The sequence below is a fragment of the Desulfovibrio cuneatus DSM 11391 genome (assembly GCF_000430005.1).
GTDB lineage: Bacteria > Desulfobacterota > Desulfovibrionia > Desulfovibrionales > Desulfovibrionaceae > Frigididesulfovibrio > Frigididesulfovibrio cuneatus.
The window spans coordinates 13,598-37,230 of sequence record NZ_AUCY01000012.1; the positions used below are offsets into that span (position 1 = coordinate 13,598).

8 protein-coding genes and 4 tRNA genes are annotated in these 23,633 nt (G+C 54.8%); 5 read left to right on the forward strand and 7 right to left on the reverse strand.

Going from position 1 to position 23,633, the window contains the following annotated elements:
* Positions 1–35 precede the first annotated feature (35 nt).
* From G497_RS0102275 to hmcA, 7 genes are all read right to left on the reverse strand, one after another.
* Entirely contained in the window at positions 36–1,556 is a 1,521-nt protein-coding gene (locus G497_RS0102275) for an AbgT family transporter (protein ID WP_211228731.1), read from the reverse strand.
* A gap of 361 nt (positions 1,557–1,917) precedes the next feature.
* Positions 1,918–3,315: a sulfate respiration complex iron-sulfur protein HmcF gene (hmcF, locus tag G497_RS0102280; RefSeq protein ID WP_027186934.1), complete on the reverse strand. Its 1,398-nt coding sequence runs from the start codon at positions 3,313–3,315 to the stop codon at positions 1,918–1,920.
* A 254-nt stretch (positions 3,316–3,569) separates the two neighbouring features.
* On the reverse strand, positions 3,570–4,250 hold the full coding sequence (gene hmcE, locus G497_RS0102285) for a sulfate respiration complex protein HmcE (protein WP_027186935.1): 681 nt from the start codon (positions 4,248–4,250) through the stop codon (positions 3,570–3,572).
* Between the two features lie 121 nt (positions 4,251–4,371).
* Positions 4,372–4,515: a sulfate respiration complex protein HmcD gene (gene hmcD / locus G497_RS20300; protein WP_169726957.1), complete on the reverse strand. Its 144-nt coding sequence runs from the start codon at positions 4,513–4,515 to the stop codon at positions 4,372–4,374.
* 15 nt (positions 4,516–4,530) lie between these two features.
* Entirely contained in the window at positions 4,531–5,703 is a 1,173-nt protein-coding gene (hmcC, locus tag G497_RS0102295; protein WP_027186936.1) for a sulfate respiration complex protein HmcC, read from the reverse strand.
* Positions 5,703–6,833, reverse strand: a complete 1,131-nt coding sequence (hmcB, locus tag G497_RS0102300) for a sulfate respiration complex iron-sulfur protein HmcB (RefSeq protein ID WP_027186937.1) — start codon at positions 6,831–6,833, stop codon at positions 5,703–5,705. Before hmcB ends, hmcC begins: the two co-directional genes overlap by 1 nt.
* A gap of 14 nt (positions 6,834–6,847) precedes the next feature.
* Positions 6,848–8,563, reverse strand: a complete 1,716-nt coding sequence (gene hmcA, locus G497_RS0102305) for a sulfate respiration complex hexadecaheme cytochrome HmcA (RefSeq protein ID WP_027186938.1) — start codon at positions 8,561–8,563, stop codon at positions 6,848–6,850.
* Positions 8,564–9,131: 568 nt separating this feature from the next.
* Here hmcA and G497_RS0102310 point away from each other — a divergent pair.
* From G497_RS0102310 to G497_RS20030, 5 genes are all read left to right on the forward strand, one after another.
* Positions 9,132–9,207 (forward strand) — tRNA-Val (locus tag G497_RS0102310).
* 17 nt (positions 9,208–9,224) lie between these two features.
* A tRNA-Asp gene (locus G497_RS0102315) sits at positions 9,225–9,301 on the forward strand.
* Positions 9,302–9,351: 50 nt separating this feature from the next.
* Positions 9,352–9,428: transfer RNA gene (locus tag G497_RS0102320), tRNA-Asp, on the forward strand.
* A gap of 233 nt (positions 9,429–9,661) precedes the next feature.
* A tRNA-Ala gene (locus G497_RS0102325) sits at positions 9,662–9,737 on the forward strand.
* Between the two features lie 766 nt (positions 9,738–10,503).
* Positions 10,504–23,373 carry an autotransporter-associated beta strand repeat-containing protein gene (locus G497_RS20030; RefSeq protein WP_156907891.1) on the forward strand — a complete coding sequence of 4,290 codons (12,870 nt, stop codon included), beginning with the start codon at positions 10,504–10,506 and terminating at the stop codon, positions 23,371–23,373.
* Positions 23,374–23,633: the final 260 nt, after the last annotated feature.

Sequence of the window (23,633 nt, forward strand, 5' to 3'; positions counted from 1 at the left end):
AGGAGGGGTTTGGGGAGGCAGAGCCTCCCCAAATATTACTGCGGGGTGGGGGGTGCCCAGGTAAAGGAGCTGTCAAACCCAAGGGGAATGTTCAGGCCCCAGAACAGGTACAGGGCTGCGGTAAGCACAATGAGCAGGGCAAAGGTGTAGGGCAGCATCATGGAACTTAAGGTGCCCACCCCTGCCTTGGGGCAGTAGTGCTTGCAGTAGGTAAGAATGAGCGGGTAAAAGGCAAACATGGGGGTACACACGTTTACGGCGGAATCGCTTACCCGGAAGGCGGCCTGGGTCAGCTCCGGGGCAATGCCAACAGCCATGAGCATGGGCACCAGCACCGGGGCGAGAATAGCCCACTTGGAGGTGGCGGAGGTAATGATAAGGTTCAGGAACCCTGTGAGAATGATAACCCCAAGCACGGTAAAGCCGGAAGGCATGGCAAGGGAGCGCAGCAGGTCGGCCCCGGAAAGGGCCAGCAGGGTGCCCAGGTTGGAGTGCCCGAAGGAATACAGGAACTGGGCACCGAAAAAGCTGAACACGATGAAGGACACCAGGGACTGGGTAACCCGCTCCATGGCGGCGGTTACGTCACGTGAGCTGTGGTACTTTCGTACCATAAAGCCATGGATAAGGCCGGGAATGGCAAAAAACAGGAAAATCAGAGGCACAATGGCCTGCATAATGGGGGCTTTGGGGCTGGTCAGGCTGCCATCTGGGGCACGCAGAATGGAATCCACAGGCATGAGCATGGCAAATACCACGGCCATCATGAGCAGAAGGGTGAGCCCTGCAATGCGAAAGGCGCGGTTTTCTTCAGGGGTAATTTGTTGCAGGGCAGCGGCGGCGCTGTCTTTCATGGTGCTATCTACTGGCATGGAACGGCGCAGGCGTGGCTCTACAATGCGCTCAGTAACAAACCACACGGCTGCCACAACACCAATGGTACCAGCAAGGCTAACAAAATAGTTGCACAGCACGCTTACGTTGTAGCTGGGGTCCATAATGCGGGCGGCTTTTTCGGTAAAGCTTTGCATGACCGGGTCAATAATGGAGGGGGTGAAACTGGCGGTAAAGCCCCCGGCCAGGCCGGCAAAGGCGGCGGCAATGCCCGCAAGGGGGTGCCTGCCGGAAGCGTGGAACATGAGCGCTGCCACAGGCATAAGGATAACATAGGCAGAATCGGAAGCCATGTGGCTGATAATGCTTACAATAACTACCACAGGGGTAAGGGCCGATTTGGGCGTTATGGAAAGCAGCTTTTTAATGGCAACCTGCACAAAGCCGCTGGCTTCGGCAATGCCAATGCCCAGGGTGGCCACAATGGTAATGCCAAGGGGCGGGAAGCTGATAAAGTTTTTCACCATAAGGAGAATGAAGTCCACAATCTCCTTGGGCTGAAACATGTTGATAATGCGAATCTTCTCTTTGGTTACCGGGTGAATGTAGTTGAACTCGATGAAGGACAGACCAAAAGAAAGCACCCAGCACACCACCAGGGCATACATAAAGAGCATGGTAATGTCTGGCATGGCGTTGCCTATGCGCTCAATTGTATTCAAAAATCCTTTGGATTGATTGGATGAACCCGTTGCCGACATGCGTAGCCTCCCAAAAAAGGATGATAAGGTGAGATTCTGAGTTTGCAAACACGTGTAGGTTGCACTTGCCTGCCAATAGTTTATTGTAAAATGAAGGAAAAAGTGCCATGCCCTTGCGCGTGAGTCAATGGGTATTCGCAGCCCAGTTCTTTATAACCTTCCCAGGTAAACAACAGTAATTTCCATCAGAGCCGTTTCACTGTGAAATTGCTCTAGGCAATGGGCTTCAATAAAACGCATTGAACAAATATTCTGTATAACGCACAACACCCCCAAAGCCGTTGCTTTGGGGGTGTTGCTATTTTGGGTGGCAGGGCTGGGGTTATTCTTCCCCGTCCTCTTCCTGTGGTTTCAAGTGGTCGGGCACAATGCACATTTTAATGAGCAGGGGCTTTAAGAATGTCCATTTAATGCCAATGTGGTATTCTTCTTCCAGGTCGCGTATGGCGTCCCAGCAGTTGTGGCAGGGGGCCACCACCAGCTTGCAGCCGGTGGCAAGAATCTGGTCGCGTTTGGTAAGCAGGGCCACGTTACGCTGTTTGCGGTACATGCCAATGCCGTTAAAGCCGCCGCCACCGCCGCAGCAATAGTTGTATTCACGGTTGGGGCCCATTTCCCGGAAGTCATCAGCAAGGTAGCTCATAATTTCGCGGGTATATTTGCCAAGGCCGTGGTTACGTACATAGTTGCAGGAGTCTTGCAGGGTCACAGGCTCTTTAATGCGCTTGGCAGGGTCAATTTTCAGTTTGCCAGTGCGCAGGGCTTCTGCCACCCATTCCACGTAGTGAATGTATTCTGCTGGCGGCAGGCCGTCTGGGCGGCCCATCCAGTACGGTCCTTCAATAACTGTGGCCCGGTGGGCGTGGCCGCATTCGGTACCAATAACACGCTTGGGGCGCAGGCGCTCAATGGAATCGTACACCTTTTCCACGTTCATGCGGCAGGCTTCCCAGTCGCCAGCAAACATGGAAAGGGAGGTTTGCTCCCACCCTGTGCTGGGCACTGTCCAGTTTTCCCCGGCCAGGTGGAACAAAATGGCGGCTTCGGCCACGTCTTCCGGGTAGTGCTTGGGTTCGCGGGCGTTCAGTGTGTACATAATGTCCGCGTCTTCCTTGTCTACAGGAATTTCAAGACCGGGCCATTCTTCACCGTTTTCTTCCGCCATCCATTCGCAGGTATCCACCCAGTCTTCCGTGGTTACGTCCATTTGGGCACCGTACACGCGGTGCATGCCTGCCCCAATTTTCAGTTCCCAGGGCACAAAGCCTTGGGAATAAAGCAGGCCGCGCAGGTAGCTGAACATAACGCCCACGTCAATGCCATGGGGGCAGAACTGGCCGCAGCGGTTGCAGCATGTGCAGCGTGACCAGGCATATTCCATGGCCCGGCGCATGAAGGCGTTATCCACATTGCCTTTGCGGCGAATGATTTCACCAAGGGTCGACTGAATTTTAAAGGCAGGCACCTGTTCCGGGTCTGCATTGTTGCAGCGGTAAAGGAAGCAGCTGTCTGCGCACAGGCCGCAGTGGGCGCAAATTTCCAGCCAGGTTTTGGTTCTGGTTTTGCACGTTTTTTCAATGGTAGACCACAACTTGACAGTGTCTACATCCAGCTTGGTCATTTCGTCGTAATATTGCTTGCCCCCTTTGTCCGCAAGAAGGGCTTTAAGCGCTTCTTCGGTACTAATAGGGGTTCTGTTGCACAATTGGCCTTCAGGCATGGTCTGCTCCTTGTTGGGGCGCGCATAGCAACGCCCAAAATCCTTCAGGGTGAGCGCACGGTACAGCGTTGCAGCGGTACCTGGGAATTACATGGCTTTTTGGAAACGCTCAGTTGTTTCGTTTGGCTAGGAATGAGCTTTTTTTGAAGCAGGAGTGGACTCTTCCGTCCTCGACTGTTTCAAAAAAAGTGAAATAACACCGCCAAACGGAATAAATCAGCGTTTCTCTGGCCTTGTTCACATGTTGCCACTGCCTACCAGGGAAAGCAGGGGCCTCTTCTGTGCCCGCCACGCTTGATGCTGTAGTCGGCCCCAAGCTGCCAGCGGGAGGCAAAGTACAACACAATGTGGGAAAGCTTGGTGAAGGGGGCAAGAACCAGCATCAATTCCCCGCTGATAATATGTACCAGCAGCCAGCCATCAGAACCTGCGCTGCTTACCCGTGCAATAAAGCCGCTGACAAAAGGCACTGCCACCAGGGCTATGATGAAATAATCATAAGCCGTAGTAATAATGCGCACTTCCGTAAGGGCAATGCGGCGAAGAATGATGAAGAACAGCCCGATAATGGTTGCCACGGTGAGTACGTCTGTAACACCTTGTGGCAGGGAAGGCAGGCCAAACCCGAAGCGCATCCGCAAAATTTCGTTGTGGGCTGTTAAAAACAGCGGCACAAGCACTGCACCAAGGTGCAGCAGGAAAAAACAGATGGTGAAAAAGGGTTGGGCGCGCCAGCCAAAGGTGCCAAATGGCACCAGCCATTTATAGGCGGAGTACAGGCCGCCGCGCATACCTTCCGACATGTGCGGCTTGTAGGCCACACGGTCCAGGCGCCAGTCTAGCCCCATGAAATACAGCACAAGCCGAACGGCAAGGCCTATAAAGAATACAGCCAGAGAAATGATTAGCCCCGGCCCTGTGAGAAACGACATCAACGATTCCATATGAGTTCTCCTTCTGGCGGTCCGCTGCACAGGCCATGCGCAGTGTTTGTGCGCGTGGCCTGGCGAGCGTTGCATTTACTTTAGGAACGAATATTCCCAAAGCGCCTTTGCCCTAGTACTTCCGAATGGGTTCATCCCTTCCGGTAAGGAAGAGCCAGAAACCGAGAAGGCCAAAAAGCCCAAGGCCCATAAGGACATAGGTGATTGTTTTGGTTGCCAGCATGAAGTCGTGGTAGGAATAAAATACAGTATCCATATTATTCTCCCGGCCCTAATGGGCGTCTTTGTACTCAGGATGCTCGTACATAACGGGCATTTTGGTACAAATGAAGCGGTAGGCGGTAATGATAAGGGTCACAACAAATACGGAAACGCCAATTTCCATCCAGTGGGGGAAGTACCGTTCTGAAGCGTCGAGCTGGTAGTTAAACGCTACCTGGCTCACGTTGAAGCGGTTCAGCACCACACCAAGCACGGTAATAACTGCGGCGATTTTCATGAGGCTTACATTGCGTTCCCGTGCGCCCATGGCATACAGGAAGGCAGGCAGGGCCACAAAGCCAATGGTTTCAACCAGGAACCACAGCCCATACCCGGTGAACAGGTACTTGAAGTTGTTGTCCATGGCCACGCCGTAAAAGCGAATGAACAGGTAGCCCATCATGACAAAGGCAGAAGCCTTGCCAAAGGCAAGCACTACGCCGTCGGCCTGTTTCAGGTGCAACGCATCCATTTTGCCGTGCAGGCCCTTATGGGCCAGTATGCCTTCAAAAATAACCATGCTCATGCCGGCAAACATGCTGGAAATAAAGAAGAAGACCGGAATAAAGCTGGAGTACCACAAGGGGTGCATTTTTGAAGGGGCAATAAGGTACAAGGCCCCCAAAGAAGACTGGTGCATGGTGGAAAGAATAACACCCAGAATGGTCAGAGGAATGGTAAGGGGCAACACAAGGCTGCGCAGCTTTTTAATACCAAGCCATTCCCACACGGCAGGTGAAAATTCAATGGCCAGTACTGTGACGTACAGGAACACGCACAGGCCTACTTCAAACAGGATGGACGTGGTGCCCTGGGAAACAAAAATGGGGTACACAAGGCGCCAGGGCTGGCCCACATCGTAATGCAGGGCGAACACCACAAAAGCGTACCCAAGAAAGGCGCTGGTAATGGCCGGGCGCACAGCGGAACGGAAATGCTTCAGCCCGAACAGGTAGTAAGCAGAGGTGGTGGTGTAGCCACCTGCCGCCAGCACCACGCCGCACAGAAGGTCAAAACTGATCCAGATGCCCCAGGGGTTGTTGTCGTCCAGGGCTGTAACGCTGCCAATGCCTTTGGTAAAGCGCAGCACCGTAATAAACAGCCCCACAAGAAGGATGATGGCTGTAATGACGTTACCGGGGGTGAGCAGTGTGTTTTTTGCACCGTTATCATGCGTGTTCATTAGGCGTCTCCCTCCTTGCCGCTGGCATCTTCAGGGGTACTTTCCCCATCCGGTGCTTGTGGGGGCGCGAACTTGGCCTCAGTTTCCTGAATGGCTTCTTCCCGCGCCTTCTTAACTTCCCGTGCAACGGCGGCGTCTTTGTCTTTTTCCGCCTTGGCAAGGGCTTTTTGCAGCTTGGCTTCCGCTTCTTCACGGGTAGTGGCCACAGCGGTTGTTACAGCTTCTTTTGCTTCTTCCTGGGCCATTTTGGTGCGGCGCTTGTTAATGGCATAGGCCCCGCCAAGCAGCACAGGCCAAATGCCTGCCACCATGGCCACAGCGCCAAGGGCGCCGCTGGTCAGTTCCGGGGCAGACGTTTTGCCAAGCTCGGGCTGTGCCAGTTCCGTGTGCTGTACGGGAGAAAGGTACAGCCAGTTGGTGCCACCCATTTCTGATTCGCCAAACACTTTGGCGTCATACAGTTCCGGGTTTTTCTGAATGCGTTCACGGGCAATGTTGATAAGGTCTGTGCGTTTGCCAAATACCAAGGCTTCCTTGGGGCAGGCTTCCACACAGCCGGGCAACTGCCCTTTGGCAATGCGCGGTGCGCACATGGTGCACTTGTACACCAGGGGGTTCCAGGCGCTGCCGTAGTCGTAGGTGGGTACATAGAAGGGGCAGGCTACCATGCAGTAGCGGCAGCCAACGCACAATTCAGGTTTGTACACCACAGGCCCTTCCGGTGTTTTCACGAATGCTTTTACGAAGCATGCGGAAGCACAGGCAGGTTCCTGGCAGTGGTTGCATTGCAGTTTGCGGTATACGGGGCCTTTTTCCGTTTGGTACCGGTTCACCACGGTGTAGGTGTTGCAGTTTGTCCGGCGCTTTTTGTTCAGCACCTCAAGGTCTGCAAAGTCTGGGCGCTGGGCGCTGGGGTCGTTTTTAAAGGCAGGCAGGTCTTGCCCGTTTACCTTAAAGCACCCTTCTTCGCACTTGCGGCAGCCAATGCAGCGCACAGAATCGTGCAGAACGCCCACAGCTTCCGGGTGACCATTAAAGGATGTAGTTGCCGCAGCATTGGCAGAAGCCGGGCTCAGCGCGGCTCCAAGGCCTGCTGCGCTCATCAGCGTAAGGAACTTTCTTCGTTGCATGGAGAGACTCCTTTCTACTTCACGCGCGGCTTGTGGCAGCCGTTGCAGTCGGTTTCCGCAGGTTTTTGGTTCATGCGGGCATGGCATGTCATACACTGCAAGTGGTACGCGGCTTTTAATGCAGGCACACCGCTGGTGGCTTTTTGTGGGTCAACAGCGTGGCAGGAAACGCAGCGCGGCGGTGTTTTGGAAGCCGGGCTGTTGTGGTGGCAGCTTTGGCACAAGGTGGTGCTTTCCGTGTGGAAGGCGTTAGCCAGCTTGCTTTCACCAGCTTTTGCCGTAAGCGTTTGCACTATTTTACCGTGGGGCAATACGCTGGGCTCAAACTCGTTGCTTAAAATGCCAATGGTCACTGTTTCAGGAATGTCACTTTTGGCAACCATGGTCACTGTGCGGTTGTTGCGGGCTTGAATGGTAGCAGCAGCAAGGCGGCTGCGTTCCTCTTTTTCAAGGGCCGAAAGAGCCGCAGGGGTAGCCTTTTCGCTGGCAACACCCACAGGTGCCGCGTGGCAGGTGCCGCAGGCGTTTTCGTTCATGCGTTTTGGCAAGGATGCGTGGCACCCTGCGCACTGGGGCTGTTCTGTCGCCTGGTTGTGGCAGCCAATGCAGGAACGGGCAGCGGTTTGGCTGTGCATGGTCTTATCAAGGGTGACAAAGCCGCCCTTTGCCGTGCCTTCAAGGGTGTGGCAGGAAGAACAGGCCGCAATTTGCTTGTGGTGGCAGGTGCGGCAGTCGGTGGCGGCTGCTTCATGCAGCTTGTGGTCAAAACTTACCGGCAGCATGCCGCCCTGCTTGTCTTCCTTTTTAGTGGTGGCAGGGAACATAAGCACGGCATCGGGCTGGCCGCGGTCAAGCCGCATGCTGGCAAGTGCCTTTATGTCTGCCTGGGCAGGGGCATAGTGCTGGGTAATTTTTGTGTCGTGGCAGCCAGCACATTCCGCAGGGCCGGAATTGGCAGTGGCATTTTTCGCAGTAACTTGCAGGTGGCAGTTAATGCACATGGCGTGGCTGGCCTGGTTGCTGGGGGTGCGCTTGGCAATGGGGCCAAATGCGTCGGCAGCTTCCGGGTTTTTGGCAAGTTCACGCGCTTTCTGGGCGGGGGTAAGGTGGCAGGTAAGGCAGGCTTCTTCCGTGCCGCGTTTTACCGTAAAGGTTCCTGTAGCAGCATCAAAGCCAGTGTGGTGGCATGTGCCGCAGTTGTCTTTTGCCCCGGCAACCTGCAAGGTTTTTGCCGCAATGTGGCGGTTGTGCAGCATGGCGTCAAAGCGCATGCTTTCCTTGCTGGAAACCAGCCCGGATTCGCCGTTGTGGCAGGAGCGGCAGGAAGCTTCAGTTGGGCCAGTGGGTTTACCCGCGACAGCCAATTCTGTGTGGCAGCCAATACAGCTTGCGTGGAAGGCTTCCTTTTTGGCGCTGGGGGCCAGGTTTTCCGTTTCTTTAAACGAAAAAACAACCTGTTCTTGCCCGTTCACGGTTTTGGTTTGGTGGCAAGCTTGGCAACTCTTGCCATTTTTGGCAAGGGCCTGGGTGTGCTGGTCATGTTTGAATTTGACCAGGGGCATTTCGCGCCCTTTTTCCCCAGAGCCCAACGTGACAAGGTCAACACGCGGGTTGGCCCGTGCCCCTGTTGCCTTTGCTGCGCTTTGCGCGGGTTGCCCAAGGGCAAAAAACGCAATAAGGACAGACGTAAATACGCCCATCCTTCGCAGTAACGACGACTGGTTCTTCATAGTGGCAGTCCTTGTGAAAGATAAAGTGTAACAACCCCTTGCATACACACCTCAAAAGGCCGTCTTTTGGATGTGTCGTTCGGCTTTTCTGCTGGCTGGTGTTGCTGTGGCGGCAACACCAGGTGAAGAACAACCGAAATATATGTGATGCGCCCAGAGCCTTTTGTACTTGAAATAGTCGCTTGGCGGGTGGCAAAGCTCGCTTGCTCTTATTTCATGTGTAACTTGCTCTAGGCGGCCTCATTGGCAGTTGCATCTAAATAATAGCGGGGCAGCCCCCTGGCAGGTGGCTGTGGCACCAAGATGCAGCATAGTGTCACGTGCCCACCCCGTGGATATGGGGTGCTTTTAACCGCCGCAAAAGGCCGTGGCAGGCCTGTGTGGCATTTGGGCTTGTGGCTCAGCCCCCCAAAAGCGGGTGTGCGCCTCTATTTACCAAGTATATAATTTCACATTCGTAGCTTGCTTATTAAGGTAGAGTCAAGAGGAAAAAAAATTAAGTTGCTGGGAAAAAAATGCTAATTTCTTCTTGACTGATTCAGGGAGTTCCATTAAAACTTCATCTCTCGGGCGGTTAGCTCAGTTGGTAGAGCATCGGCCTTACAAGCCGAGGGTCGCAGGTTCGAGCCCTGCACCGCCCACCACACGAGTTGTCGTGTTCGGAGCAGTAGTTAAGACGGTTATAACGCCGGCCTGTCACGCCGGAGGCCGAGGGTTCAAGTCCCTTCTGCTCCGCCATAAATTTCGCATTCCGCATCATGTTTGGTAAAGGGCTATGCCTTTTATCTGGAGCAGTAGTTAAGACGGTTATAACGCCGGCCTGTCACGCCGGAGGCCGAGGGTTCAAGTCCCTTCTGCTCCGCCATCTTCCCCCCCTAGTGGGGCAGCCGGGAACTTCCACGAGGTTCCCGGCTTTTTTTATGTTCTGCATGTCTGCATGAGGACGATACGCAAAAATGCAGACGCTCAGGGATGTCATTTGAATGCCAAATATGAGTGTTGCCAGTATGGAACACCAATACGGCATGGGTATTTTTTTATTTTTCTCAAAAACCCATTGACATTTTCCGCTCCCTAAGGCATTTATTTTTTCCGCGTGGGGTTGTAGCTCAGTTGGGAGAGCGCTTGAATGGCATTCAAGAGGTCGTGGGTTCAATTCCCTCCAGCTCCACCAGAAATTTAAGGGTTCCGTAGTAATACGGAACCCTTTTTTTTGGCGTGTTGCTCATTGTATACTCTATGACCCAAATATGACCCTTGCTTTGGCATGACCATGCGTTATGGTAAATTTCTTGTAGACTTTCTTCAATAACCGGAACCAATGCTGTCCGGCTAAAAAGTCGGACAGCATTGGCGGTGTCACCATTGGGCTTGAAGGTGTCTCCTTCTTTCCCTTGCTCAAACCTGCCGTTACCAATGGAAGTACTGCCAGCAACGCTCGGTCACCCTCAAGGTGTGCCCTTGCAACGGTGGTGTCACGCCGGAGGAGGGGGGCAGGGTATTCCCCGCAACAACCAGGGCGTTGGTATGATGGCCCTTAGTATAGTGAGTGAAGCCATATAAAATATGGGATGCCCTTATAACTAGCTGGCAAGATTGGCATGAAAATAGCATAAAGAGTGTGGAGCGGCAAAAAAGTATAGTGGAAGGCTAAAATTTTGACAATGCTCCTGCTATTATAATAATGCTGTAAGCACGAACTGTGATTCTTCTCTGTTACTTCGTACTCTTATTTATAATACACCCAATAGTTTGTAGTGAATATATTGACTTTGATAATATCAGTCTAGTATATAGGCTGCATATCTTTCCTATTGTTAACCCGTTGAATTATTGACTTGAGAAGTTCGGATGCGGGTAAAGAGAACGGAATGACTCGATAAATAACAAAAAAGAGCCGGGCATTCTTGCCAGGCATAACACCGGGGAGGTGGCTGGCCGTGAACAGTCGCACAATATACGCAAAATCTTCATTGGTGGTGAGCCATTACGGGCAGCAAATGAAAATGTTGTTGCTGAGTGTGATTGCCTTTATTTTTTTAGGGCTGCCGACCTCACTGGCCATAGCGAATGGCGGGCGCGGCGGCGGTGATCTTTCCGGGGCAGGGGGGGCCAGCTCAATTACCGGCAATGGCGGCAACGGGGGAAACTCTATCGGAGCGCGCGGTGGTGGTGGTGGTGGCGCTGGCGTAAGGGGCGGCGACGGCGGCCGATCCTCCTCTGGGAATACTAACCCTGTAGGTGTGGGGGGGCAAACTCCCGGTGCCAATGGTACCAATGGTGGCCATGCCTCGGCTGGTGATGGGGGAGGTCATGGGGGCGGGGGCGGTGCTCATCGTCTGGTGCTGATTATGGACTCTATTCAAACTGCCATACTCAGAGGTGGCAATGGTGGCACAGGCGGCGGTGCCGGCGGTGCCACGGCGGGCTTGGGCGGCGGCGGCGGCGGGGGCGCTGGTGGCTTCGGAGTGGTAGTCAATTCTGCCCTTGGTGGAAACCCATTATCCCTCGCTATTTCGAGCATAGCACAGGTTTTTGGCGGTAACGGCGGTGCTGGTGGGTCACGGGGCAATGGAGTAGCACCCACAGGGGGCGCTGGTAGCGGCGGTTTGGGAGGAGTCGGGATTTTCTTCACTGGTGGTGGCGTACTTGATAACGCGGGTACTGTGCAGGGCGGCACCGGGGGCGCACCGGGCGCAGCGACTTCCCTTGAACGAGGATTGAATGCTGCGGGCGGCGCGGGGGTGGTCGGCTCAAATTTGCAAATCAACAACAGTGGTACCATTCAAGGGGGCAATGCCGGTAGTGGCCTTACAACCCCCACTGCACCAGCCGTTGCTGGCGGTGTTGGTATTTCTGGTCAAAACCTGAATGTTATCAATAGCGGCAGGATTCTTGGCGGCCTTGGGCTTGACGTTGGCGGCATCGGTAGCATCCGTGCCAATGCCATTGAGTTTACTGGTGGCACCAATAGGCTGGAATTGCAGGCAGGCAATACCATTACTGGCAATGTGCTGGCCTTTAGTAGTGCTGATACGCTGCGGCTGGGTGGCGCGGAAGATGCCGGCTTTAATACCGGGCAACTGGGTGCTTTGGGTACTGCACTGCAATTTCAGGGGTTTGGCCATTTTGAAAAGGTGGGCAGCAGTACCTGGACGTTGACAGGCACCCCCACACAATCGACGCCGTGGACGATTTCTGAAGGGACTCTTTCGGTAGCCAGCGGTTCTTCTCTTGGTCACCCAACAGGTGACCCGGTGACCATTCAGACTGGTGGTGCGTTGGCAATCACTTCCCCCACCACACTGTTAAACACCATTGTGCTTGGCATTGGGGGTGGCATTATTGATGTTGCCACGGCCCTGGCAAGCGATGTGCTGGTCATGAATGGTCAGATCAGCGGGACACACCTGACCAAAACTGGCATTGGCACCATGCGGATGAACCAAAACGTCAATATCAGTTTGACAACCGTGGCAGAAGGGCTGCTGGAGTTGGGCAATGGGGGTGCCAGTGGCTGGATAACTGGCAATATGGAAGTTGAAACCCCTGGTATTTTGGCCTTTAGCCGTGCCGATAACGTGACCTTTGGCGGGACAATTTCCGGCGATGGATCGGTTCGGCAAACAGGGAGTGGCATCACAACCCTGACGGGCAATAACAGCTACACCGGCACGACTTCCATTGAAGCAGGTGGGTTACGGGTAGGCAATGGTGGCAACAGCGGTACATTAACCAGCGATGTTTCCCTGGCCAGCGGTACCAGCCTCGGCTTTAACCGTACCGGCCTCTGGAATTTTACTCACAGCATTACAGGTGATGGTGCACTGCTACAAATAGGCAGCGGCACAACAGTACTCAGTGGTAACAATAGCGGTTTTAGCGGAAACACCTCCATTACAGGCGGTAACTTGCGTGTTGATGGCGTGCTGGGTGATGGCAGCAACACGGTTGCGGTAAGCAACGGAGCGGGACTTCAGGGAAGCGGCACGGTAGATGGAAATGTGACCGTGGCCAATGGCGGTATTTTGTCCCCAGGGGCAGGAACGGATGGGGTGGGAGCGCTGCACATTGGAGGCAACCTGTCCTTAAATAATGCTTCCCAGCTCAATTATAACCTGGGGCAGGCCGGGGTAACCGGTGGGTTTTATAACGATATGGTAACCGTGGGCGGCAACCTGGTGCTTGATGGCATCCTGAATGTGGCCACAGTTCCCGGCGGCACCTTCGGCCCTGGTGTGTACCGACTCTTTTCTTATGGCGGCAGCCTTACCAACAATGACCTGGCACTGGGCACTGGCCTCAACAATATAGACCATTCCATTCTTACCCGCGTTGCAGGCGAAGTGGATTTGGTCAATACCACCGGCCTTACCCTTAATTACTGGAACCCGGATCAGGATCTCAATGTCCTCAACGGTGGGAGTGGCGTGTGGCAGGGCGATTCAGGCAACACCAACTGGGCTGATACCAACTTAACGGCTAATGGCCGTTTCACTCCTGGCAGCTTTGCCATTTTTGCTGGTACTGGTGGTACAGTGACTGTGGATAACAGTGCAGGCACGGTGACCAGTGGTGGTATGCAATTTCTTAGCGACGGGTACACAATTGAAGGCGATGACCTCACCCTCGCTGATGGCATGAATGTTATCCGTGTGGGTGATGGCACGGCAGCCAGTGCAAGCAAAACTGCCACCCTCGACAGCGACCTGGTGGGCAACGGGGGCCTGGACAAGGAAGACTTTGGTACCCTGCTCCTCACCGGAGACAATACCTACAGAGGCGGCACCATTATTACCGATGGCGTTCTTCAACTGGGAGATGGGATAAATGCGGGGTCCATCAGTGGTCATGTAACCAACGACGCTACCCTGGCCTTCAATAACCCCAACAGCCTATTCAGCGGCATTATTAGCGGCAGTGGTGATGTGCACCAAATGGGCGGCACCACCATTTTTACCGCCAACAACGCCTACACTGGCGCTACCTCCATTGATAATGGCAGTACCCTGCAACTGGGTGATGGCATCACAGCAGGGGCAATTACGGGGACCAGTGGCATTACCAACAGTGGTACCTTTGCCTTTAACAACCCCGGCATTACCACATTCAACCGTGTAATTAGCGGCAGTGGTGATGTGCGCCAAATGGGCGGCACCACCGTTCTTACTGGCAGCAGCACATACAGTGGTGCCACCACCATTGACAATGGCAGCACCCTGCAATTGGGCAACGGAAACACAGCCGGGGCAATTACCAGCACCAGCGGCATTACCAACAGCGGCACCCTTGCCTTTAACAACCCCGGCACCACCACCTTTGACCGCGTCATTAGCGGGAACGGCAACGTGCACCAAAAGGGCGGCACAACGGTGCTGAGCGGAACCAGCAGCGGCTTTAGCGGCAGCACCTCCATCACGGGCGGTAACTTGCGCGTTGATGGCGTGCTGGGTGATGGCAGCAACACGGTTGCGGTGAGCAACGGAGCGGGCCTTCAGGGCAGCGGCACGGTAGATGGAAATGTAACCGTGGCCGACGGCGGTATTTTGTCCCCAGGGGCAGGAACGGATGGGGTGGGAACGCTGCACATTGGCGGCAACTTGTCCTTAAATAATGGTTCCCAGCTTAATTATAACCTTGGGCAGGCCGGGGTAACCGGTGGTTCCTATAACGATATGGTAACCGTGGGCGGCGACCTGGTGCTTGATGGCACCCTGAATGTGGCCACAGCCCCCGGCGGCACCTTCGGGCCCGGTATATATCGCATCTTTTCTTACGTTGGCTCCCTCATCAACAACGGCCTGGCCCTGGGCACAGGCCTCAATAGCACTGATCACTCCATTCTTACCCGCATTGCAGGAGAAGTGGATCTGGTCAATACCAACGGCCTTACCCTTAACTACTGGAACCCGGATCAGAACCTCGGCACCCTCAATGGTGGGAGTGGGGTGTGGCAGGGCGATTTAGGCAACACCAACTGGACAGATACCAACGCTACGGCTATGGGCCGCTTTACCTCCGGCGGTTTTGCTATTTTTGCCGGCACGGGCGGTACAGTGACTGTGGATAACAGTGCAGGCGCGGTGACCAGTGGCGGCATGCAGTTTATGAGCGATGGCTACAAAATTGAAGGCCAAGATATAACCCTTGCCAGTGGCAAAAACGTTATCCGTGTAGGCGACGGTACAGCAGCCAGTGCTGGCAAAACCGCCACCATTGAAAGCGACCTTGTGGGCACTGGTGGCGTTGACAAAGAAGACGCCGGAACCCTTATTCTTACTGGCACCAATACCTACACAGGCGGCACCAAAATTACCGACGGGGTTCTCCAACTGGGCGACGGGGTAACTGCGGGTTCCATCACCGGCAATGTCACCAACGACGCTACCCTGGCCTTCAATAACCTGAGCAGCCTATTCAGTGGTAGTATCAGCGGGATGGGTGATGTGCATCAAATGGGCGGTACCACCATTTTTACCGCCAGCAACACCTACACTGGCGCTACCACCATTGATAATGGCAGTATCCTGCAACTTGGTGATGGCATCAGCGCAGGGGCAATTACTGGCAGCAGTGGCATTGCCAACAGCGGTACCTTTGCCTTTAACAACCCCGGCACCACCACATTCAACCGTGTCATTAGCGGTAATGGCAATGTGCACCAAATAGGCGGCACAACGGTTCTTACCTCCAACAATACTTACAGCGGTGTTACCAACATCGACAACGGTGGTACCCTGCAATTGGGCGACGGCACCACAGCCGGGGCAATTACCGGTACCAGCGGCATTACCAACAGCGGCACCCTTGCCTTTAACAACCCTGGCACCACCACCTTTGACCGTGTAATTAGCGGCAATGGCGAAGTGCACCAAATGGGCGGCACCACCATTCTTACCGCTACCAACACCTATAGCGGTGCCACCACTATTGATAGCGACAGTACCCTGCAACTGGGTGACGGCACCACAGCCGGAGCAATTACCAACATCAGCGGCATTGACAACAGCGGTACCCTTGCCTTTAACAACCCCGGCACCACTATCTTCGACCGCGTTATTTCTGGCATCGGTGGCGTGCACCAGAAGGGCGGCACTACCGCGCTTACCTCTGACAACACGTATAGCGGCATCACCACCATTGACAACGGGAGCACTCTGCAACTGGGCAATGGCGCGGCGAGTGGCAGCATCAACAGCAGCAGTGGTATCAGCAATGACGGTACCCTGATCTTCAACAACTCCGGCACAACGTCCTTTGATGGCAGTATTAGCGGCAACGGGGATATAGAGCAGCGCATTGGCAACCTTGTCCTTAACGGCAACAGTGCCAACTTCACCGGCAATACCCAGGTGAACGGTGGTATTATGCAGGTGGACGGTACCCTTGGGGGCAGCAGCAGTTCTCTTGCTGTAAACACAGGGGCGACCTTAAGTGGCAGCGGAACCCTTGGTGGCAATGTTACCGTTGGGGCTGGCGGCACCCTTTCCGCTGGTGCGGGAAATGGCATTGATTCCGTAGGGCATCTTTCTGTCAATGGTAACCTTGCACTTGATTCTGCCAGTACGGTTAATTTTGACTTTGGCGAGGCTGGTGCTGTTGGCGGCCAACTGAATGACCTAGTGGATGTGGCAGGCAACCTCACCCTGGCTGGCATCCTGAATGTCAATGTACCCCCTGGCGGCATCTTCGGCCCCGGCCTGTATCGTATTTTCAACTACGGTGGCAGCCTTGTGGACAACGGCCTGCTCATTAGTACAGAGCCAGTACCCGGCGAAACCCACGTGCTTACGGCCATTGACCACGAAGTTGATCTGGTCAATACCGCTGGCCTTGATATGACCTATTGGGATGGCGGTAATACGGCCTTGCATAACAACAGCCGTATCGACGGTGGGAGTGGTACATGGTCTTTGGCGGCGCTCAACCGGGCTTGGACTAGTGAAACTGGCACTGTCAACAGTTCTTACACTAACCCTTCCTTCTCTATTTTTGCGGGAAAGGCCGGAACAGTGACGGTGGATAACAGCGCAGGGCAGGTCAGGTCTGAAGGCATGCAGTTTGCTGTGGATGGCTACCGCATTCAGGGCGATAGCATTGAGCTTGAAGCGGGCAACAATATTGTGCGTGTGGGCGACGGCACTGTTACCAGTAAGGATTACACCGCCACCATTGATGCACCGCTTACAGGCAGCGGCGCAATGGAAAAATACGACGTAGGTACCTTGATACTGACTGGTGCCAACACCTACAGTGGCGGTACCACCATTACGGGCGGTACGCTGCAATTGGGTGATGGCGTAAGTACAGGCTCTATCATTGGCGACGTTACCAACAACGCCATCATGACCTTTTATAATCCTGGCACCACCACCTTTGATGGCACCATTACCGGAACTGGTGCTGTGCGCCAGGAAAGCGGCACAACGGTGTTTACCAAAGACAACACCTACAGCGGCGGTACCTACATTCGGGCAGGCGGTACGCTGCAACTTGGCAACGGCATTGGTGGCGGTGCCAGTGGCTGGTTCACTGGTGATGTACTGAATGAAGGCGGGCTGGTTTTCAACCGTTCCAACAGCGCCAACTATGGTGATGTCATTTCCGGCTCTGGGACCGTAACGCAACAAGGCAGCGGCACCACCACCCTTACCGGGGCCAACACCTATACTGGCGGCACGTTCATTACTGGTGGCACCCTGCAACTGGGTGACGGCATTACAGCAGGTTCTGTTACCGGGAATATTACCAACAATGCCAAGCTGGCCTTTAACAGCCCCGGCACCACCACTGTTGACAACGTCATCAGCGGCAACGGGCAGATTGCCCAGGAAGGTGGCACAACAGTGCTGAGCGGCAACAGCGCCAATTTCAACGGTAACACGCAGGTGAACAATGGTAACCTGCAAGTGGAAGGCACCCTCGGCTCCAGCAGCAGTAGCCTGACAGTGAACGCAGGGGGCACCCTGAGCGGCAGCGGCACCCTTGGCGGCAATGTGAACGTGGGCAGTGGCACCCTTTCCGCCGGGGAGGGGAATGGCGTGGATTCCGTTGGGCACCTGCATGTGGGTGGCAACCTTGCACTGGATTCTGCCAGCACCCTCAACTTTGACTTTGGTCGGGTAGGCGTGGTGGGCGGCGTTGATAACGACCTGGTAAGCGTGGGCGGCAACCTGGTGCTTGACGGCATCCTGAATGCCACTACCGTAAGCGGCGGCACCTTCGGCCCTGGCGTGTACCGCCTGTTCTCTTACGGCGGTAGCCTTACCAACAACGGCCTGGATTTGGGCACAGGTCTTAGCCCCGCTGATCACTCCATTCTTACCCGCATTGCAGGTGAAGTGGATTTGGTGAACACCGCTGGCCTTACCCTGAACTACTGGAACCCGGATGGGAGCACCAGTGCCCTTAATGGTGGCAGTGGCGTGTGGCAAGGCAGCTCAGGCAACACCAACTGGACAGATACCAACCTTACGGCCAACGGCCGTTATACCGACAGCAGTTTTGCCATTTTTGCCGGAACGGGCGGTACCGTCACTGTAGATAACAGCCAAGGCACGGTGACCACTGGCGGCATGCAGTTCCTTACCGACGGGTACAGAATTCAGGGAGAAGATGTAACCCTTGCCAATGGCGACAACGTCATTCGCGTGGGTGACGGCACGGCAGCGCGGGCAGGAACCAAGGCCACCATCGACAGCAATTTGGTGGGCGCAGGGGGCATTGACAAGGAAGACCATGGCACCCTGGTGCTTACCGGAACGAACACCTACACCGGCAGCACCAAAGTGACTGATGGCGTGTTGCAACTGGGCGACGGGACAAATGCAGGCTCCATTGACGATACCAGCGATGTTGCCATTCGCAGCGGCGGTACCCTGGCCTTCAACAACCCCGGCACCACTACCTTTGACCCCAACATTAGCGGCACAGGTGCGCTGCACCAGATGAAAGGCACCACCATTCTTACTGGTGCCAACGCGTTCAACGGTGCCACCACCATTGACGGCGGCAGTACTCTGCAACTTGGCAGCGGTGGTACCAGCGGCTGGATTGCCGGAAGCGTGAGCAACAGCGGCACCCTTACTTTTAACCGCTCTGATGCCAATACGTATGCAAACATCATCAGCGGCACTGGCGGCGTGGTGCAACAAGGTGGCGGCAACACCCTTCTGACCAATGCCAACACCTATGTGGGGAACACCACCGTCAACCAAGGTACCCTCACCCTTTCCGGGGCTGGCAGCATCAACGCTGCAAGTACCGTAAACATTGGTGCAAGTGGCAAATTCAATGTTGAAAATATCACCACCAACAGCGGTAACTACACCTTTGCCAACCTGCTTACGGGCAGCGGCCTGCTTAGCGTGGCACTGAATACGGCAAGCAACACCTTCAACTTTGGGGCCAACACTGGCACCGCCTTTACAGGCACCTTGGCCCTGGGAAGAAGTATTTTCGAACTTGCTGGCGACAACACCAAGGCATTGGGTAACGCTACCCTTGAACTCAACAACGACAACCTGACAACGGTAGGCACTGGCAACCAGGCTATTGGCAACCTGCACCTTAACGGCGGGGCACTCAGCTTTGCCAACCAGCCCACTGGGAAAATTACCACCAACACCCTTACCCTTGATGACGGGCAAATTCGCATCAACCCGGGGAACACAGCGGACACAAGCGGCAACCTCCTGACCCAAGATGAGGGAATGCGCAAGGTGCTGGTTACGGCCAATAGCGTTACTGGCAGCGCCAGCAACCTTGACCTGGCTGACCTTTCCGGCACTGCCCTCAGCAGTTCCGATATGGGAATTGTGCAAAGCGGCCGTACTGTTGCCACAGGCTCTTACGGCTACAACCTTGGCAACAGCGCCACAGAGCTGTTCCTGAACTCAAACTTGTTCCGTATCACCCTGCTTTCCGGTGAAACACTCACCCTTTCCGGTGATGCAGCCGCACCCGCCGGTGCCAACGACATGACGGCCCTTATTACCGGCGCAGGCAACCTTACCATTACTGCAACGGATCGTATTCTCCTCGATAATAGTAATAACAACTATACGGGCAAAACCACTGTTACCAGCGGTACCCTGGCACTTGGCAGCGACCAGGCCCTTGGCAACACCAGCCAGTTGAATATTGCCGCCGGGGCCAGCACTGACCTTGGCGGGCACAGCCAAACCATCAACAGCCTCGCTGGAGCGGGCAATTTGCTCATGGCCAATGGCGCACTCACCGTAACTAACGGCGGCGCATTCTCCGGGGCAATTTCCGGCACTTCCGGCAATTTGCACCTTAACTCCGGCACTCTGATTCTTTCTGGCGACAACACCTATACAGGAAGCACCAACATCGACCTGGCAGCAACGTTGCAAATGGGTGAAGGTGGAGCATCTGGACGTTATGCTGGGGACATCAGCAACCAGGGCAACGTTGTTTTCGATAACACTGGGGCAGACGTAACCTATGCTGGGGTCATTTCCGGCAGCGGCTCGTTGACCCAGCAAGGCGACAACACCTTGACCCTGAGCCAGAGTAATACCTACACCGGCAGCACCGCTGTTGCTTCCGGCACCCTGAAATTAACTGGTGCGGGCAGCATCAGCCCAACCAGCGCAGTTGCTATTGGTGACGGTGCAACCTTCCGTATTGAAAACACCACAGCCAACGGTGGTGATTACCTGTTTGTCAATCCGTTACGCGGTACGGGGACCCTGTCTGTGGACCTCATAAATAGTGCCAACATATTCGACTTTGGCAGTGCCGCCGGAACAGTTTTTGCCGGAACACTTGACCTTGGACGAAGCACGTTTGACCTTTCCGGGCAAAATACCCTTGCCTTGCAAGACGCAACACTGGTGGCCAGCACAGGCAATACCACCACTGTGGGAAATGGAAACCAGGTGCTTTCCGGCTTCAAGTTCAATGGTGGCACCGTGTATTTTGACGCAGACAATCCTCCCTCAGGCACTATTGCCCATACCATCATAGAAACCACAGACCTGCTGGACGTTTCCCAGGACGGTACGGCCCAAGTTGATATCCCAGCGGGCTTCACCACCAACCCACCGGTGGTGGACACCAACTTGTCGCTCCTGGAACAGGATGATGATAATGTCCAACTGAAGCTCATCCAGGCCAATGACCAAGTTATTGGCAGTGCCGGGGCCATTGAACTCATCGACGAGAATGGTGACGAGATTACTAACGAAACCACCCTGGACATTAGCAACACGGTGGGAGGGCCAAACGTTGCCAAAGGGCATTACGACTACCGCCTGACCACCAGCTCCGCCAATGATGGCCTTTACATTAACTACGGGCTTTTGCAACTTGACCTTATAGGCCAAGGAAGCGATGCCACCATCCTTTCACCCCGCGCGGGCGCAACAGCTACTGCGGCAGATTTATCCGCATTGCTCACAGGCAGCGGTGATCTGGCCATCGTCACCCAGCCGGGGGACTATGTGTCGCTCTCCAACTTGAACAACGACTACACAGGCACCACCACGGTACGTAGCGGCAACCTGAAACTGGCCAACGATAATGTACTCGGGAACACCTCAAACCTGACTATCGCCGCAGGTGGCGCCGTTGACATGGATGGGTACACCCAATCTGTTGGCGCCCTGAACACCGTGGCAGGCAGCCAGCTTCTTGTTGACGGCAGCCTCAACATTACCAGCACGCAACGTACACCGGGCGAAACAGCGGGTGGCGGCGTTGACGTGAACTCTTTGTATGGCGCTGGCGAACTGCATATTGACGACAGTAGGGTATATGTAAACAAGACCCAGAGCGGCTTTACTGGCAATGTCATTCTTGATGGTGGTGCCACTTTGTTCCTGAACACCGCCAAAGGCTTTAACGCAGAAAGCCTGCATCTTTCCCACGCGGACGACACCCTGATTTTCGGCGATGAAAGTCACTTCAACGCAGCCTGGACTTCCATTCCACAGGGCGACCATGGTATCTCCCTTAGCGGTATAGGTAACGTTTCTGTGCAAGATAGCTCGGACGTTAATTTTACCGCGGACAACAGCGACTTCTCAGGTCGCTTCCTCATTGGCGACAGCTCTGTGCTGCGTGCCTCCCAGGCCAACAACCTGGGCAGCGCGAGCATTGACAATGCCGGGACTGCCGTTCTTACTGTGAATAATGATTGGGATCTTACCAATGCTATGACGGGCGACGGCACCCTGATTAAAGACGGCAGTGCCACCCTGCGGGCAGACCAATCCCTGGCGGCCTTCAGCGGTACCACCCAGGTTAAGGCGGGTACCCTGGCCTTTGGTGACACGACACCCTCGGTTGGTGGCAACATCGGCGGGAATGTTATTGTAGAGAGTGACGCGGTACTGTTGGGCCATGGCAGCATCGCTGGCGGCCTTAACAACGCAGGTACTGTTCGTCTGAGCGGTGATGGTGGTGCAGTGCTTTCCGTTGCGGGCAACTATATGTCCAATGGTGGCTCGCTGTACCTTAACACTGTGCTTGGCAACAGCCAGTCCCTTACCGACCGCCTTGTGGCAGGTAGCGTAAGCCTTGGCCCTGGTGGCGCCACGAGGTTGTATGTGAACAATGTTGGCGGCCTGGGTGCGAAAACCACAGGTAACGGGATTGAAGTGGTGCATGTTAACGGCGGTGCGGCTGCATCTGCTGCGGGTGCGTTTGTACTGGGTGACCACGTCAAAGCAGGTGCCTACGAATATTCGCTTTACCACAATGGCGTAGGTGGGGCCAATGGGAGCTGGTATCTGCGTTCTGCCAATGACAGCCCGGTTGGCCCGTCCGATCCCTATCGTCCTGAAGTGCCTGCCTATATGGTTTCTTCCGCGTTAGCCAGCAAGTTTGGTCTTGCCATGCTGGGCACCTGGAATGAGCGTTCAGGTTCCTATGCCAGCGCTAATACATCTGGTTCTTCGCAGGCTGAGCATCGCCAGCGGATGTGGGGACGCATGTTTGGCGAAAGTGGTGATGTCGGTTTTGGCGGCTCAGGTGTTGCCAGTCGTGTTAACAACTTTGAAAAGTATGGCCCTTCCTACGATTACGACCTGACCGGTATTCAGGCTGGCGTAGATGTCTATCGTGGTGAACATGCGGATGGGGCAGAGAACATTGCTGGCTTTTATGTAGGCGCTGGCCGTGCTTCTGCAACGGTTGACCGGGTTGGTGGCGGCAAAGCGGGTGATGTGGATATGGACAACTATTCCATTGGCGCGTACTGGACCCATAAGGGTGCGCGTGGGTGGTATGTGGACACGGTTGTCCAGGGAACACGTTATAGCGATATCAACACAAATTCGGTAGATGATCAGTCGCTAACATCCAACGGTTGGGGCTTTATCGGTTCAACTGAAGCTGGTTACCCGATTACGCTTGGGTATAACTGGACACTGACCCCGCAAGCACAACTTATTTACCAGCATGTGGCGCTGGACGATGGGAGCGACCAATACGGTACTGTTGATTATGACGCCACGGATGCCGTTTATGGCCGGGTTGGCGGTAAGTTGAACAAGGATTGGGAAACACAGCAAGGGTACCGCATAAGTACGTTTACCCGGGCTGGTATTTTGCATGACTTTGGCGCAGAAGGGAAAACGACATTCAACACCCTGGATGGGCAAAATCCTGTAACGCTCAAGACTGATTTGGGTGGTACACAAGGCCAGATCGGTTTGGGTATCTCCGGTCAAATCAGCCGCAATGTCAGTTTGTTTGGCGGCACTGATTACAGCTTTGCCGTCGATCAGGGTGATGGATCGTCCCTGGGGGGAAGAGTCGGTGTGAATGTCAGCTGGTAGTGACAGTTGACACTGTACAATGCCCCCGCCAAAGGTTGTAATGCCTTTGGCGGGGGCTTTTTTTCGGCCACATTGCCGTTGCCCGCCATGCTCAATGCGTGGCAAAAACTGGCCCGATAAGTAAAAAGCATATTACGCTTACGCAGCTTTTTCTCAAAACGAGAAGGAGAATCCTTACCCCCCAAAGGCCAACCACAGACTTACGGCACAGCTTGGCGGGGGCACCCCGCTGCCGGAGTGAAGAAACAACGGGGGTTGGG